The sequence below is a fragment of the Stenotrophobium rhamnosiphilum genome (assembly GCF_003052265.1).
Classification (GTDB): Bacteria; Pseudomonadota; Gammaproteobacteria; order Nevskiales; family Nevskiaceae; genus Stenotrophobium; species Stenotrophobium rhamnosiphilum.
Map to the genome: position 1 here is coordinate 456033 of NZ_QANS01000003.1, position 15371 is coordinate 471403.

The 15371-nt window shown below is 56.0% G+C and carries 15 protein-coding genes; 14 read left to right on the plus strand and 1 reads right to left on the minus strand.

Annotated elements, in window-relative coordinates; genetic code table 11:
• Position 1: 1 nt before the first annotated feature.
• The 12 genes from CJD38_RS09650 (at position 2) to CJD38_RS09705 (ending at position 12247) form a co-directional block, all read left to right on the plus strand.
• On the plus strand, positions 2 to 427 hold the full coding sequence (locus CJD38_RS09650) for a Zn-ribbon domain-containing OB-fold protein (RefSeq protein WP_107940121.1): 426 nt from the start codon (positions 2 to 4) through the stop codon (positions 425 to 427).
• Complete coding sequence (locus CJD38_RS09655) at positions 424 to 1611, plus strand: lipid-transfer protein (RefSeq protein ID WP_107940122.1); 1188 nt, start codon at positions 424 to 426, stop codon at positions 1609 to 1611. The genes CJD38_RS09650 and CJD38_RS09655 overlap by 4 nt, the downstream gene beginning before the upstream one ends.
• Positions 1611 to 2660 carry an NAD(P)H-dependent flavin oxidoreductase gene (locus tag CJD38_RS09660; protein WP_107940123.1) on the plus strand — a complete coding sequence of 350 codons (1050 nt, stop codon included), beginning with the start codon at positions 1611 to 1613 and terminating at the stop codon, positions 2658 to 2660. The genes CJD38_RS09655 and CJD38_RS09660 overlap by 1 nt, the downstream gene beginning before the upstream one ends.
• 8 nt (positions 2661 to 2668) lie before the next feature.
• Positions 2669 to 3430 carry an enoyl-CoA hydratase family protein gene (locus CJD38_RS09665; RefSeq protein ID WP_107940124.1) on the plus strand — a complete coding sequence of 254 codons (762 nt, stop codon included), beginning with the start codon at positions 2669 to 2671 and terminating at the stop codon, positions 3428 to 3430.
• Positions 3431 to 3433: 3 nt separating this feature from the next.
• Positions 3434 to 4594 carry an acyl-CoA dehydrogenase family protein gene (locus CJD38_RS09670; protein WP_107940125.1) on the plus strand — a complete coding sequence of 387 codons (1161 nt, stop codon included), beginning with the start codon at positions 3434 to 3436 and terminating at the stop codon, positions 4592 to 4594.
• A gap of 12 nt (positions 4595 to 4606) precedes the next feature.
• Positions 4607 to 5662 carry an acyl-CoA dehydrogenase family protein gene (locus CJD38_RS09675; protein WP_107940126.1) on the plus strand — a complete coding sequence of 352 codons (1056 nt, stop codon included), beginning with the start codon at positions 4607 to 4609 and terminating at the stop codon, positions 5660 to 5662.
• A 24-nt stretch (positions 5663 to 5686) separates the two neighbouring features.
• A complete protein-coding gene (locus CJD38_RS09680) occupies positions 5687 to 6835 on the plus strand; it encodes an acetyl-CoA C-acetyltransferase (protein ID WP_107940127.1) in 1149 nt (382 codons plus the stop codon).
• Positions 6836 to 6894: 59 nt separating this feature from the next.
• Positions 6895 to 7773, plus strand: a complete 879-nt coding sequence (locus tag CJD38_RS09685; RefSeq protein ID WP_107940128.1) for an SDR family oxidoreductase — start codon at positions 6895 to 6897, stop codon at positions 7771 to 7773.
• Positions 7770 to 8210 (plus strand): acyl-CoA thioesterase, encoded by a 441-nt coding sequence (locus CJD38_RS09690; protein ID WP_107940129.1) that lies wholly within the window; start codon positions 7770 to 7772, stop codon positions 8208 to 8210. Before CJD38_RS09685 ends, CJD38_RS09690 begins: the two co-directional genes overlap by 4 nt.
• A 365-nt stretch (positions 8211 to 8575) precedes the next feature.
• Positions 8576 to 9619, plus strand: a complete 1044-nt coding sequence (locus tag CJD38_RS09695; RefSeq protein WP_107940130.1) for an alpha/beta fold hydrolase — start codon at positions 8576 to 8578, stop codon at positions 9617 to 9619.
• Positions 9620 to 9654: 35 nt separating this feature from the next.
• On the plus strand, positions 9655 to 10563 hold the full coding sequence (locus CJD38_RS09700) for a metal-dependent hydrolase (RefSeq protein WP_107940131.1): 909 nt from the start codon (positions 9655 to 9657) through the stop codon (positions 10561 to 10563).
• Between the two features lie 139 nt (positions 10564 to 10702).
• On the plus strand, positions 10703 to 12247 hold the full coding sequence (locus CJD38_RS09705) for a flavin-containing monooxygenase (protein WP_107940132.1): 1545 nt from the start codon (positions 10703 to 10705) through the stop codon (positions 12245 to 12247).
• A gap of 111 nt (positions 12248 to 12358) precedes the next feature.
• Here CJD38_RS09705 and CJD38_RS18365 read toward each other — a convergent pair whose 3' ends face one another.
• Complete coding sequence (locus CJD38_RS18365) at positions 12359 to 12787, minus strand: hypothetical protein (RefSeq protein WP_146165969.1); 429 nt, start codon at positions 12785 to 12787, stop codon at positions 12359 to 12361.
• A 286-nt stretch (positions 12788 to 13073) separates the two neighbouring features.
• Here CJD38_RS18365 and CJD38_RS09715 point away from each other — a divergent pair, with 286 nt between their 5' ends.
• On the plus strand, positions 13074 to 14183 hold the full coding sequence (locus tag CJD38_RS09715; protein ID WP_206362933.1) for an acyl-CoA dehydrogenase family protein: 1110 nt from the start codon (positions 13074 to 13076) through the stop codon (positions 14181 to 14183).
• Complete coding sequence (locus CJD38_RS09720; RefSeq protein ID WP_107940134.1) at positions 14180 to 15364, plus strand: acyl-CoA dehydrogenase family protein; 1185 nt, start codon at positions 14180 to 14182, stop codon at positions 15362 to 15364. The genes CJD38_RS09715 and CJD38_RS09720 overlap by 4 nt, the downstream gene beginning before the upstream one ends.
• Positions 15365 to 15371 lie beyond the last annotated feature (7 nt).

Consider the following 15371-nt stretch of genomic DNA (forward strand, 5'->3'; position numbering starts at 1 on the left):
CATGAGCGCTCCAGTCCTCGAAGGTTGGTTCACGCTAGACGCAGGCGCGCCGCAATTGCTCGGCTCGCGTTGCGTTGCATGCGGCACGTACTACTTTCCCAAGCTGAAAACGTTCTGCCGCAATCCTGATTGCGCAGGCGAAGCGTTTGAAGAAGTGCCGCTCTCGCGCACCGGCAAGGTCTGGTCGTTCACCAATGCGGTGTATCAGCCACCTGAGCCTTATGTGCAGGTGGATAAAGACGCGTTCGTTCCGTTTGCGATTGCAGCGGTTGAACTCGAAAAAGAAAAAATGATTGTGCTCGGACAAGTCGTTGCTGGCGTGGGCGTTGAATCGCTCAAGGCTGGTTTGGAAGTGGAGCTGGTGTTGGAACCACTTTCTGACGGCAAGCTGACTTGGAAGTGGAAGCCGACTGGTGCAGCCAAATGAGCACGAATAAAGACATCGCCATTCTTGGCGTCGGCATGCACCCTTGGGGCAAGTGGGGCAAGAGCTTCATCGACTACGGTGTTGTTGCTGCTCGCGCAGCGCTCGCCGACTCCGGTGTGAACTGGCGCGATGTGCAGTTTGTTTCTGGCGCCGCCACCATTCGTAACGGTTATCCCGGTCAGGTTGCAGGTGCGACGTTTGCGCAGGCACTCGGCTGGCAGGGCGCGCAGGTCAACACCTCGTACGCTGCCTGCGCATCGGGTTCACAAGCACTCGCCGCTGCGCGCTCCAAGATTTTGTCTGGCGAATGCGAAGTCGCACTCGTCATCGGCAGCGACACCACGCCGAAAGGATTCCTCAAGCCTGCACCTGGCGATCGTCCGGATGATCCAGATTGGGTTCGCTTCCGTCTCGGCATTACCAATCCGACTTACTTCGCGCTCTATGCGCGTCGTCGCATGGAGATGTACGGTGACACGCAAGCCGATTTCGCGCTGGTGAAGGTGAAGAACGCTGAACACGGCTTCAACAACGTCAACGCGCGCTATCGCAAGAAATTCACTGCAGAAGAAGTTGCTGCATCGAGCATCGTTGCTGATCCGCTGCGCTTGATGGATATCTGTGCCGTGTCTGACGGCGCCGCTGCGATCATCGTTTCCAGCGTTGAGTATGCGAAGAAAATTGGCAAGGCCAATGCCCCTCGCATTGCTGCGATCTCGACCGTAACGCCGACGTTTGCATCAGCACTCGTTGAGATGCCAGACATCGCAACCGATTCCGCGATTGCCGTTCCGGCTCAATCGTTCCGCGCTGCATTGCCACGCAAGGCTTATGAAGAAGCAGGCATCAGCCCAAGCGACATCAGCCTCGCAGAAGTCTATGACCTCTCGACTGCGTTGGAATTGGATTGGATTGAAGATCTGCAACTCTGCGCACGCGGTGAAGCTGCACAGTTGGTGCGCGAAGGCGCAACCAAAGTTGGCGGCCGTATTCCAGTGAATGCTTCTGGTGGTCTCGCATGCTTCGGCGAAGCGGTTCCAGCGCAAGCACTCGCACAGGTTTGCGAACTCACTTGGCAGTTGCGTGGCCAGGCCGGTGATCGTCAGGTTGCGGATGCCAAGGTCGGCATCACCGCTAACCAAGGGTTGTTCGGACACGGTTCTTCCGTGATCGTGAAGCGCTAATGAAAACTGCTCTAACCGAATTACTCGGCTGCAAATACCCCATCGTGCAGACTGCGATGGGTTGGGTGGCTGATAGCAATCTCGTGATTGCAACGAGTAAGGCCGGTGGCTTTGGCTTTCTCGCTGCAGCAACGATGTCGACTGAATTGCTCGCAAAAGAAATTGCAGCAGTGCGCGCAGCAACCGACACGAAGTTTGGCGTGAACTTCCACATGTTCCAGCCCAACGCTGCCGAAGTGATTGAGCTGGTCATCAAGAACAGCGATCGCGTTCGTGCGGTTTCGTATGGCCGTGGTCCAGATGCCAAGACCATCAAGCGCTTCAAGGATGCTGGCGTGCTGTGCATGCCAACGGTCGGCGCACTCAAGCACGCACAGAAAGCAGTTGAGCTCGGCGCAGACATCATCACCGTTCAAGGTGGTGAAGGTGGTGGCCATACGGGTTCCGTTCCAACCACGTTGTTGCTGCCGCAAGTTTTGGATGCAGTGAAAGTTCCGGTTGTCGCTGCCGGTGGTTTCTACAATGGTCGCGGCCTCGCAGGCGCACTCGCTTATGGTGCTGCCGGCATCGCAATGGGCACGCGCTTCCTGATGACCAGCGATTCGCCTGTGCCACGCGCGACGCTGGAAAAATATATTGCAGTGAAAGAGCCATCGCACATCCGTGCATCGACGGCAGTCGACGGCATGCCACAGCGCATGATCGACAATCCTTTCCTGCTCAAGCTTGAGAACGGTGGTTTGCTGCGTCGCTTGTTCGTTGCGCTCTCCAGCGCATGGGCTTGGCGCCAGCACACGGGCATGTCGATTGCGCACATGGCCAAAACATTTTTCGCTGCACTGTCTGAAGGCGATTCCGCCATTCAAACCATGATGGCTGCCAATGCACCTGTGCTGATTCAGCGTGCAATGGTTGAAGGTCGTCCGGATGAAGGCGTACTGCCGAGCGGACAAGTTGCTGCAAACATTGGCGCGCTGCCCAGCGTTGCTGAACTGATCAACAACATCGTCAGCGAAGCCGAACAGCGGCTTGCTGCGCTGGCGAAATAGAGGTTCACATGAACAACGGCTTCACGACCACGATCAACGACGGCATCGCTGAGATCGTCATCAACCGTCCTCCGGTTAACGCGCTGAATGACGCGGGCTGGCATGCGTTGGCTGATGAGATCAATCGCGTTGGCGCTTCTTCTGAAGCACGCGTGATTGTGTTGCGCTCGGAAGGCCGCGGCTTCTGCGCCGGCGTCGACATTAAAGAATTGGATAAAGAACCAGAGCGCATTGTTTCGGTGAATGCCGGCAACTACCGCAGCTTCGAAGCCGTACATCGCAATCCATTGCCAGTGATTGTTGCTGTTCATGGCTTCGTACTCGGCGGCGGCATTGGCCTCGCTGGTGCGGCTGACATTGTTGTCGCTTCGGATTGCGCCACCTTCGGCGTGCCAGAAGTGGATCGCGGTGCGATGGGCGGCGGCGCGCATTTGCAGCGCCTGTTCCCCGTGCAGAAAGTTCGCATGATGTATTTCACCGGCGATTCGATCACTGCGGCTGAAGCTTATCGCCTCGGCGCGATTGAACAAGTTGTGACGAAGGCTGAGCTGCGCGATGCCGCGCTCGCTATCGCTGCAAAGATCGCTGCCAAGAGCACCGTGATGATTCGCTTGGCGAAGGAATCACTGAACGGCATCGAAGACGGCAATCTCGAAACCAAATATCGCTGGGAGCAGGGCTTCACCTTGCAGGCTTATGCCAGCAAGGACTCCGCTGAAACACGTCGAGCTTTCGTAGAAAAGCGTGACGCAAAATTCGAAGGAAAATAAACCGTGAGACTCGAATATACCGAGCGTCAAACGAAGTTCCGCGCTGAAATTCGCGAATGGCTGGCAGCCAATGTGCCATCGCATGAATTAAAGAGCTTCGATACCAAGGAAGGTTTCGAAGAGCACCGCGAGTGGGAGCGCAAGCTGCACTCGGGTCGTTGGAGCGCAGTGACCTGGCCAACCGAACTCGGTGGTCGCGGTTGCGATCTGATTGAGTGGCTGATTTTTGAAGAAGAATACTGGCGCGCGGGCGCACCGCTGCGCGTGAATCAGAACGGTATCTTCCTGTTGGCGCCGACCTTGATGGAATACGGCACCGAAGAACAGAAGAAGCGCTTCCTGCCACGCATGGCAGCGGGCGATGATCTTTGGGCGCAGGGCTGGTCGGAACCAGGTGCTGGTTCGGACATGGCGGCAATTCGTTGCAAGGCTGTGCGTGATGGCGATCACTACGTCATCAATGGTCAGAAAACCTGGTCGACGCGTGCAGTGTTCGCAGACTGGTTGTTCGGGTTGTTCCGCAGTGATCCAGAATCCTCGCGTCACCACGGTCTCACATTTGTATTGCTGCCACTGAATTTGCCGGGCATCAGCATTCGCCCGATCAAGCAGCTCAATGGCCTGCCGGGTTTTGCTGAAATCTTTTTTGACGACGTGCGCGTGCCGGTTGAAAACCGCATGGGCGAAGAAGGTCAGGGTTGGAATGTTGCGATGGCCACCGCTGGATTTGAGCGCGGCTTGATGCTGCGTTCGCCGGGCCGTTTCCAGAAAACTTCGAAAGACCTCATCGAGCTTTACAAGGACAACCGCGAAACTGCGGATCCTTCAATCAGCGATGCCGTCGTCAAGAGCTGGATGGATTCAGAAGCCTACGCACTCTCCACTTACGCAACGGCGAGCCGTTTGCGTAAAGGCGGCCATATCGGCGCCGAAGCGAGCACCAACAAAATCTTCTGGTCCGAAATGGACCTGGCGATGAACGAAGCTGCGATGCACATCCTCGGCCCAAGCGCTGAGCTGATGACGCAAGACGGCGAAGCGGGTGAAATTTCGCGCTGGCTAGACGGCTTTCTGTTCTCGCAAGCGGGCCCGATTTACGCAGGCTCAAACGAAATCCAGCGCAACATTATCGCTGAGCGCATGCTCGGCTTGCCGCGGTCATAAGGAGCGCGACAAATGGACTTTACCTTTAAAGAAGATCACATCGACTTCAGCGATTCCATTCGCAAGTTCCTGATGGTGGAAGCTGCGCCGGAAATGCTGCGCGAGATTTGGGAAACCGAAAGCGGTCGCTCAAAAGCATTGCGCGAGAAGCTGGCTGAACAAGGGTTGACGGCGCTCTCAGTGCCAGAAGAATTCAACGGCATTGGCCTTGGCGATCTCGACTGGATTCTGATTCATCAGGAACTCGGCTATTACGCCATTCCAGATTCCTTGTCAGACACCGCATATCTCGCCGCATGGTTGCTCAACAACTTGCCGGGCGACGCTGCACTGAAGAAAGAGTGGCTGCCGAAGATTGCCAACGGTTCCGCACGCATAGCGATTGCTCATCCGGTGAATCCGATGGTGGCTGACGCAGGCAACGCTGATCTGTTGCTGATGTGGCACAACGACGAAATTCACGCGGTGCAGCGTAAGCAAGTGCAGATGACTTTGCGTACCAGCATCGACGCTTCACGCCGTTTGTTTGACGTGACGTGGAAGCCGAGCGATGCCACACGCATTTGCCCTGCTAGCCATGGCGCTTCTTTGTGGCAGGGCTTGTTGGATCGCGCTGCACTTGCAGCCGCTGCGCATTTGATTGGCCTTGCACAGCGCATGCTTGATCTGGGCATCGACTACAGCGCGCAGCGCAAACAGTTCGGCAAACCGATTGGTTCTTTCCAGGCCGTGAAGCATCAGCTCGCAGATGTCGCCGTGAAAATCGAATTCGCCAAGCCTGTGCTTTATCGCGCTGCGTATTCAGTGATGCACGACAAGTCGCGTCGTTCGGTGAATGTCTCTCACGCAAAATTGGCCTGCGGCGAAGCTGCATGGTTCTCTGCGCGCAAGAGCATCCAGGTGCACGGAGCCATGGGCTACACTTGGGAAGCTGATCTGCAGATGTTCATGAAACGCGCTTGGGCACTCAATGCCGCGTGGGGCGATCAGAGCTTCCACAAGAAGCGCATTGCCGATTTTATTTATTCCAGCGGCGCAGCACTGGGCCCTGGCGAAACGTTCACCTAATTATTTAAATAGCGGAGCAAGACGATGGCTGAAGCCTATATTGTGGATGCACTGCGCACGCCAACCGGCAAGCGCAAGGGCGCCCTCTCACACATTCACGGCGCTGATCTCGGCGCGTTCGCTCTCAAGACCTTGGTTGAGCGCAACAACATTCCCGCAGAAGATTACGACGATGTGATCTTTGGTTGCTTGGATGCAATCGGCCCTCTCGCTGGCAACATTGCACGTAGCAGCTGGCTTGCTGCTGGTTTGCCGATGCACGTTCCTGGCGTGACGATTGATCGTCAATGTGGTTCGTCGCAGCAGGCAGTTCACTTTGCAGCGCAGGCGGTGATGAGCGGCACGCAGGATGTCGTCATTGCTGGCGGCGTGCAGACGATGACGCAGATTCCTATTTCGTCCGCGATGATCGCAGCGCAACCACTCGGCTTCAAAGATCCGTTCTCCGGTTCCGAAGGCTGGGTTAAGCGTTTCGGCACGCAGCCTGTTTCGCAGTTTGTTGGCGCGCAGATGATTGCCGACAAGTGGAACATCACGCGTCGCGAGATGGAAGAGTTCTCACTCGAAAGCCACGTGCGTGCACGTCGCGCGATTGCTGAAGGTCGTTTCGCAAAAGAAATCGTTCCAATCGCTGGCCTTGAGCACGACGAAACCACGCGCGAAACCACGATTGAAAAAATGGCAACGCTTGAGCCACTGGCTCCAGGCGGCACCATCACCGCTGGCGTTTCAAGCCAGACCGGTGACGCTTCTTCCGCAATGCTGATCGTTTCTGAAAAAGCACTGAAGAAGTACAACCTCAAAGCACGCGCACGCATTCATCACATCAGCGTGTACGGCGATGACCCGATTTTCATGCTCACCGCGCCAATCCCAGCGACTGCTTATGCGCTGAAGAAAGCAGGCATGAAGCTGTCGGATATCGACCTCGTTGAAATCAACGAAGCGTTTGCACCTGTTGTGCTCGCTTGGCTGAAGGAAACTGGTTACCCGCACGCACAGACCAACGTCAACGGCGGCGGCATTGCACTGGCTCATCCACTCGGCGCCACCGGCACCAAGCTGATGACCACGCTGCTGCATGAACTGGAACGCACCAATAAGCGCTTCGGCCTGCAGACCATGTGCGAAGGCGGCGGTCTGGCTAACGTCACGATCATCGAACGTCTGTAATTAGTAAGTTCCCTCTCCCGTCTGCGGGAGAGGGGAATAAATACGAAGGGAATTTAGAAATGGGCATTTGTAACAACCGTACGATCATCGTCACCGGCGCAGGCGCAGGCCTTGGCCGTGGTTACGCGATGGCGATTGCTGCTGAAGGCGGCAACGTTGTGGTTAACGACATCAAGCGCGAAGCGGCAGATGCCGTCGTTGCTGAAATCGTTGCAGCTGGCGGCAAAGCAGTTGCCAACAGCGATGACATCACCAGCATGGCTGGCGCTGAAAATATCGTGAAGACTGCCGTCGATGCATTCGGCGATGCACACGGTGTGGTCAACAACGCAGGCGTCGTGCGTGATCGCATGTTCGCTTCGATGAGCGAAGACGAGTGGGACGTGGTGGTTCGCGTTCACCTCAAAGGTCACTTCTGCATTGCCAACACCTTGGTCAAGCGCTGGCGCGATCAGGTCAAGGCGGGCCAGAAAGTTGAAGGTCGCATCATCAACACCAGCTCCGGCGCAGGTTTGCAGGGCAACATTGGTCAAGGCAACTACTCGGCTGCTAAAGCCGGCATCGCTTCACTGACATTGGTGCAGGCCGCAGAACTCGGCCGTTATGGCGTCACCGCGAACGCACTGGCTCCGGCCGCGCGTACCGGCATGACCGAAGGCCCGTTCGGCGCGATGATGAAGAAGCCAGAAGACGGCAGCTTCGATCATTACGCTCCAGAAAACGTTGCACCTTTGGTTGTGTGGTTGTGCAGCTCGCTGTCCGCACACGTCAGCGGCAAGATCTTTGAAGTGGAAGGCGGCAAGCTCTCCATCGCAACCGGCTGGAAGACCGGCATCGTCCGCGACAAGAAAGCACGCTGGAATCCAGCAGAGCTGACCGACGTAGTTGATGGTTTGATTGCAGAGTCGCCGAAAGCGCAGAAGGTTTACGGGACTTGAGTAACAGCGGCACATTGAGATCGGCGCAAGATCCAGCGGCGTATAGCTTCTGGGTTGATGAGCATGTTCGCTTCGCCGATCTCGATGTGCTGGGTCACGTTAACAACAAGGCTTTTTTCACCTTCGCCGAAAGTGGTCGCGTTGTATTTCTACAGACCACGGGTCTGTGGAAACCAGGTGCGCAACGGCAGGGCGTGATTGTTCGCGCTGAGATGGACTATCACCGCGAGCTGCATTATCCGGCGAGTCTGCGTATCGGTATGCGTGTAACCAAGATTGGGCGCACGTCTTTTTCGCTAGGACTCGGCATGTTTAACGGTGAGCATTGTGTCGCCACCAATGTGACCGTCGTTGTCCGCATCGACACGACAACACGTGAGCCGGTGGCGCTTAATGAAGAAGAACTGGCCGGTATTCAGCCCTATTTAGCGGTATAAAAACCAAAGCTTTTGTAGGGTGGGTAGAGCGCAGCGAAACCCACCATCTCGTAAATGTGAGCCCACGGTGGGTTTCGCTGCGCTCTACCCACCCTACGAATCTGCGCTCCAACCCAGCCTACACGGCCATTTCAGCCAAATTTCAAAGCAAACAAGGCTTGTTCCAAGCCCAAAATGCCACCTTTCAAGCAAGCTTTAATGCTTGTTTTAAAAGGTAAAAATCCGCATTTCCTCCGGCCACACCTTCCGTATCGTTAATGTGACATTGTACGATGTCATTCAAGCCAATGACCGAATAGGTTCAGAGGCCTAATTTCTTGCGCCATGCGATGCCGCCAACGGCTCGTGGATGATTAGGAGGTTCGATGCCCAAGGTTCTCGCCAAAGCTTCTTCAGCACTCAAAAAGCTGACGACGTTTAAAGCCGCCCAAGATGCGTTCTTGCATGAAGTCGGCGCGGTTTATCTCTCCAAAGCTGAAACGGTTGATGCAGAAGAACTGCGCAACTGGCAGCCCGCCGGTCTTGCATGGCCGCTGATGCGTGATCTTCAGCGCCGCGCCACCGGCATGCGTCGCCATGTCACTGAAGTCGATGGCCACAAAGTCGTTTGGATGGAAGGCGGCAACACTAAAGGCGAAGCGGTTGTTCTGTTGCATGGCTTCACATCGAGCAAAGAAAACTGGCTGTTGATGGCGCCGTTTTTACTTTCGCGCTTTCATGTCTACGCACCTGATCTTCCGGGCTGGGGCGAAAGCCAATTTATTCATGACGCTGATTACTCAATGGACGCACAGGTTGCGCGCGTTGCTGAATGGGCGCAGAAACACGTTAAAGCACCAGCGCATGTCGTTGGCAGTTCAATGGGCGGCGCTATCGCAGGCTTACTTGCCGCGCGTCATCCGCAACTCGTAGAAACACTCACGCTGATGAACTCCGCTGGTGTGCGCGGTGCAAACGCCAGCCCGTTTGAAAAGGGTTTGCTGGAAGGAAAAAACGGCCTCATCGCTCGTACGTTTGCAGATGTGATGCAGTTGTTTGAAAGCGTCGTCGAGCGCAATCGTATGGCGATCACGCTGGCACTCGCACCTGCGATGTACGGTGATTTCGTTAATCGTCGCGCAGTAAATCTGCATCTGTTCTCGCATCTGGTGGGCAGAACGCCGTCCGAAAAATTGCCTGGCATTGATGCCATCAAAGCGCCCACGCTGGTGCTGTGGGGCGAACAAGATCGCATTCTCGATGTGTCTTGTGCCGACGCTATCGCAGCGGTGTTGCCGCATGCAGAAGTGAAGCGTCTGAATCGCGTCGGGCATCTTCCAATGATTGAAGTTCCTGGTGTCACTGCGCGTCGTTTGCGTGGATTCTGGCATCGCAATGCAGCTGCGGTGCCTTTGGCCCAAGCTGCTTAATTCAGTTCGATAAGAAAACTCCATAGGAGATTCTCATGTCACTCTCAACTTCTACTTCTACGACAGTTCGCAGCAAGCCTGTACGTACTTTCACTGCGGACAACGGTGCGCGCCACGAAGGCGCCACGTTCCCCGTACGTCGTCCAGAATTCGATTTCAGTGCAACGCCCAAATATTGGTTCGGGAACAATCCAACGCTGACGCACTTCATGCAGGGCATGGCCGCACTGTTTCCAGATGGCGAAATGTTCTTCGTTAAATCCGTTCGCGCTGTGCGTGATCAGGTCAAAGACGAACAACTGCAGAAAGAAATCAGCGCCTTCATCGGTCAGGAAGCGATGCACTCCAAAGCGCATCTGGCGCTGGACAATCATCTGGTCGCTCAAGGCTTGCCGCTGAAGGACATCGAAAAGATTGCACTCAATCTGCTCGGCTTCATTCATCGCGCTGGCTCAAAGAAGCTGGATCTGTCGATCACTTGCGCGCTGGAACATTTCACCGCGACTTGGGCACAGCAGTTTCTCGAACATCAGAAAACGCACGACCTGATGGCAGATCCGACCATGCGCAAGATGTGGACCTGGCATGCGATTGAAGAGTCCGAGCACAAGGCTGTGGCCTTCGATACTTACAAAGCGATTGGCGGCGATTACCCCACGCGCGCTGCTGGCATGGTCATCGCAATGCTCGGCCTGTCGGCCGCGCTGGTGCACATCGAAGTGAAAATGATGCGTCACGACAAACAGCTCACCAACTGGAAGAGCTGGCGCTTCGGCATGAAAGAAATGTTCGGCCGCAAAGGTTTCTTCACGCCGACGATTCCGAAATTGTTCGATTACTTCCGTCCGGGTTTCCACCCGAACGATCACGAGGCAGACGAGGCGCTTGCGAGACGTCGTACGGAAATGGGATTTGAACTGCCTGTGAATGGCGCGGTTCACTAAGTAATACTCGCGCTGTTCAATAGATAAACTTGTCATTCCGAACGTAGTGAGGAATCTTGCATTCGCTCTAGTCGCATAGAGATGAAGCAAGATCCCTCGTTGCACTCGGGATGACACATGAAATAACTGGAATCAAAAAATGAAGAAGCAATCTGCGTCAGCTTCAGCAAAAGCAGTAGACGTACTCATCATCGGCGCCGGCCTCTCCGGCATCGGCGCCGCATGTCACTTGCGTCGCGAATGCCCGAACAAAACTTTCGCGATCATTGAACGTCGTGAGGCCATCGGCGGCACTTGGGATTTGTTCCGTTATCCCGGCATCCGCTCGGATTCGGACATGTACACCTTCGGTTATAACTTCAAGCCATGGACTGAGCCACGCGTGTTGGCGGATGGTCCGTCGATCAAGAAGTACGTCACCGAAACTGCACGTGAGTACGATGTCGAGCAACACATTCAATTCGGCCGCAAGGTTTTGAGTGCGAATTGGTCTTCAGCGAAAAAGCACTGGTCTGTTGAAGTGTTGGACGAAGCCAGCGGCAAGACAGAAACCTACACGGCTTCGTTCCTGCTTGGCGCGACCGGCTACTACAACTACGACGCAGGCTATCGTCCGAAGTTTGAAGGCGAATCCAAATTCAAAGGTCAGTTCATTCATCCGCAACACTGGCCAGAAAATCTTGACTACACCGGCAAGCGCGTAGTGATCATCGGTAGCGGCGCAACAGCGATCACGCTGGTTCCGTCTATGGCAGACAAGGCTGAGCACGTCACCATGTTGCAGCGTTCGCCAACTTATATTTTGTCAGTGCCCGGTATTGATCCGGTTGCTGCGCGTTTGCAAAAGTACTTGCCTGCCAAGATCGCGTATCGCCTCAACCGCACGCGCAATATTGGTCTTCAGCGTTTCCTGTATGAGGCATCGCGTCGTCATCCCAAGCTTGTGCGTCGCATGATTCTCGGCTTGATCAAAAAACAGGTCGGCGACAAAGTCGACATGCGTCACTTCACGCCGAGCTACAACCCTTGGGATCAGCGCCTCTGCGTTGTGCCGAGCGGCGATCTGTTCAAGGCGTTGCGCAAAGGCAAAGCGTCGATCGAGACGGATGTCATCGATACCTTCACCGCAGACGGCATCAAGCTGCGCTCCGGTGAAACCATCAAAGCAGATATCGTTGTCACTGCAACCGGATTGGAAGTGCAGATGCTCGGCGGCGTTGCGGTGCATGTCGATGGCGAACTCGTCGCTCCTAAAGACCATCTCACCTACAAAGGCGTCATGCTGCAAGACGTGCCGAATGCCGCGATCGTGATTGGCTACACCAATGCTTCGTGGACGCTGCGCGCAGACTTGGCCAGCGAATACGTTTGCCGCGTCATCAACTACATGGATAAGAAGGGCTACAAGTCCGTCATTCCGCGTGACGACGAAGACAGCGCTTCAGAAGACACCGTGATGGGTGCGCTGGCTTCTGGCTACATCCAGCGTGCTGCAGATCGTCTGCCACGTCAGGGCAAGCGTGCGCCATGGCGTGTGGTGCAAAACTATCTGCAAGAAATTCCGACCATGCGTCGCAGTCCGATCAATGACGGCGTGTTGGAGTTTGATGGCAAGACATCGAGCAAAGCGAAGAACGCCACTGCGCGTTTGATTAAGCCTTTCCGAATGGCCCTCGGTCGTTAATTGTTTTATTCCGTGACCGGTGCAATGCCGGTCACGGAAATAAGCTTGTAGCCCGGGTGCAACCCGGGAACCACTTCCACCGATCAAGAAAAATCCCGGGTTTCACCCGGGCTACGGGTCAGGCACTGCGCGCTTTGATTGTTCAACCCACGCGCGCAGAGACTGGTGATCGCTGCTGTTGATCTGAGTCCTGATGACGTAAGTCTTGCCGGGCTTGGCAACGAAGGAAACATTGGTCGATCCATCGAATGTCTGTTCGAAGAAGCGCATCGTGATTTCGATCGAAACAGTGTGTCTGCCCGGAGCAAGCTCCAGTGATTTCATTTTCACGGTGCGCCAGCTCGACCCCAGCGCAACGTCCACCCCATCCATTTTCTGAAAGCTCATCGAGTAAGGAAACTGAGAGACGTAGAGCGTCGCTTTTTGACTGGCTGGAAGTGCTGGGGGCTTATAGGTCGCGCAGCCAGTAAGTGCCCAGCTCAGGCAGATCAGCAACGGAGCGGCTCTCCGCCGGAAGGGTGTGAGGCCTGACAAGGACACTGGTTAACTCTCCCAAGGGATCAGGGCAGTTCCGTCTGTGATTGACGCCTTCCGCGTGGCAGAAGGGCATTGGGTCCGTTCGGATGGATTTAACGCCGGATTGGGGAGTCTGGCAACACACCGCTAAAGCCCGTAGTTGCAGGGTTTGGCCCGCCCGCATAACCCTTATGGATGAAGAGTTTCCGCCCGCTGGCGTTGAATAATCAGTTATCTGCCGGAAGTCCCTGTCCGGCGCCTAGCCCGTGGGTTGATTAGCTTGGATTTTTCGCTTAACGAAGACCAGATCATGATTCGCGACGCCGCCGAGAATTTTCTCGCGGATGTGAGCGATAGCGCGGCTGTGCGCAAGGCCATGGCCAGCGAGCGTGGTTATGACGAATCGGTGTGGCAGCGCATTGCCAGTGAACTCGGTTGGTGCGGCATTGCCGTGCCGGAAGAACATGGTGGCTTGGGCCTCGGCGCGGTTGAGATCGCGCTGGTGCAGGAACAGATTGGCCGTCGCCTTTTGTGCGCGCCGTTCTTCTCCACGGTTTGCCTCGCCGCCAATATTTTGAAAGAAGTCGGCAGCAATGCCGCTCAAAAACAGTATCTGTCCTCGCTCGCTGAAGGCGGTCTGCGTGCAACGCTGCCACTGCCTAGCGATGTGGCTGGTTGGTCTGCTGCTGCGGCCAATGTTGTCGCAACTCGCGAGAGCGGCCACTGGCGCATTCAAGGCGTGGTGGATCGTGTGCCGGATGCAGCCAACGCTGAGCTGCTGCTGATTTTTGCGAATACATCAGAAGGTCTTGGCTTGTTTGCCGTGCCTGCAGACTCCAACGGCATGCAGATCCTCACCGCTGAGCCTTGGGATACCACGCGCCGTTTTTCGCGCGTGATCATGGATTTGATGTTGCCTGCTGATGCGCGTGTGGATGAGCCTATCCGTAGCGCAGGCTTTGCACGCAGCCTCGCTTTGGCGCGTCTGTACGTTGCCGCCGAACAACTCGGTGCAGCACAACAGTGTCTTGATCTCACCGTTGCGTACACCGCTACGCGCAAACAGTTTGGTCGCGTGGTTGGATCATTTCAGGCCGTGAAGCATCGCTGCGCTGAAATGATGGTGAAGATCGAAGCGCTGCGCTCCGCTGTTTATGGCGCTGCCGCACAAGCTGCAGGTGACGCGTCCATCGACGTGCTCGCAACTGAATGCATGATGGCCCGCGCCCTCGCTGGCGATGCGCTGTTCTACTGCGCGGGTGAAGCGATTCAGTTGCACGGCGGCGTTGGCTTTACTTGGGAATACGACCCACAGCTTTACTTCAAGCGCGCACAGGCTAGTAGCCATTGGCTCGGCGATAGCGATGCGCTGCGTGAGCAGATCGCTGAAACACTTTTCAGCAGCGCGGTGCACGCATGAACTTGCAATCAACCGCTGCTGACGAAACCTTCCGCAAGGAAGTCGCGACTTGGATGCAGAAGCATCTGGTCGGCAAGTACACCTCGCTCAAATATCGCGGTGGTCCTGGCGATGAAGAAGCGGATCCAGCGATGCGCAAAGAGTGGGAGCGCGAACTTGCTGCGGGTCAATGGACTTGCGTGGGTTGGCCTGCAGATGCTGGCGGTCGTGGACTCTCGATCGAACAGCAAGTCATCTTCCACGAAGAATACGCACGTGCTGGCGGCCCCGGCCGTATGGGTCACATCGGCGAAGGCTTGCTTGGCCCTGCGCTGATCAAGTTCGGTAGCGAAGCGCAGAAGAAAGAATTCCTGCCCGGCATTGTTGCGGGCACGACTTTCTGGGCGCAGGGTTACTCGGAGCCGGGCGCAGGTTCCGACCTCGCCAACGTACAAACCAAATGCTGGCAGGAAGCCGATGGCTCATGGCGCGTCAGTGGCCAGAAAATCTGGACCTCGCTCGCGCACGAATCTGAATGGATCTTCGTGCTCGCGCGCTGCGAACCCGGCAGCAAGGGCAACAAAGGTCTCGCATTCTTGTTGATGCCGCTGAATCAGCCGGGCATCGAAATCCGTGGCATTCGCCAACTCGGCGGTGGCTGCGAATTCAACGAAGTGTTCTTTGATAGCGCGACCGCGCAAGCCAATCACATCGTCGGCGCACCTGGCGATGGTTGGAAAGTTGCGATGGGTCTGTTGGAAGCTGAGCGTGGTGTTTCCACGCTGGGCCAGCAGATGCACTTTACGCATGAGCTGGATCTGGTGATCGCCGCTGCACGCGCTACCGGCAAAGACAAAAATCCGCAGGTGCGTCAGCGCATTGCGAACGCATGGTGCGGTCTGCGTGTGATGCGCTACAACGCACTGCGCATGCTCAGCGGTGACAGCACCACGCTGCAGCGCGAAGCCATCATCGGCAAGTATTACTGGAGCAACTGGCACCGCGATCTCGGCAAGCTTGCCGTCGACGTGCTGGGCCCGCTCGCAGATGTGCCGTCGGATGATCCGGCTATTCGTCCGCTGCAACAGCTATTCTTCTTCTCACGTGCCGACACCATTTATGCCGGCACGAACGAAATTCAACTTAACCTGATCGCGGAACGTGGGCTGGGCATGCCACGCGAACCTCGTCCCGCGGCCTGAGATAAAA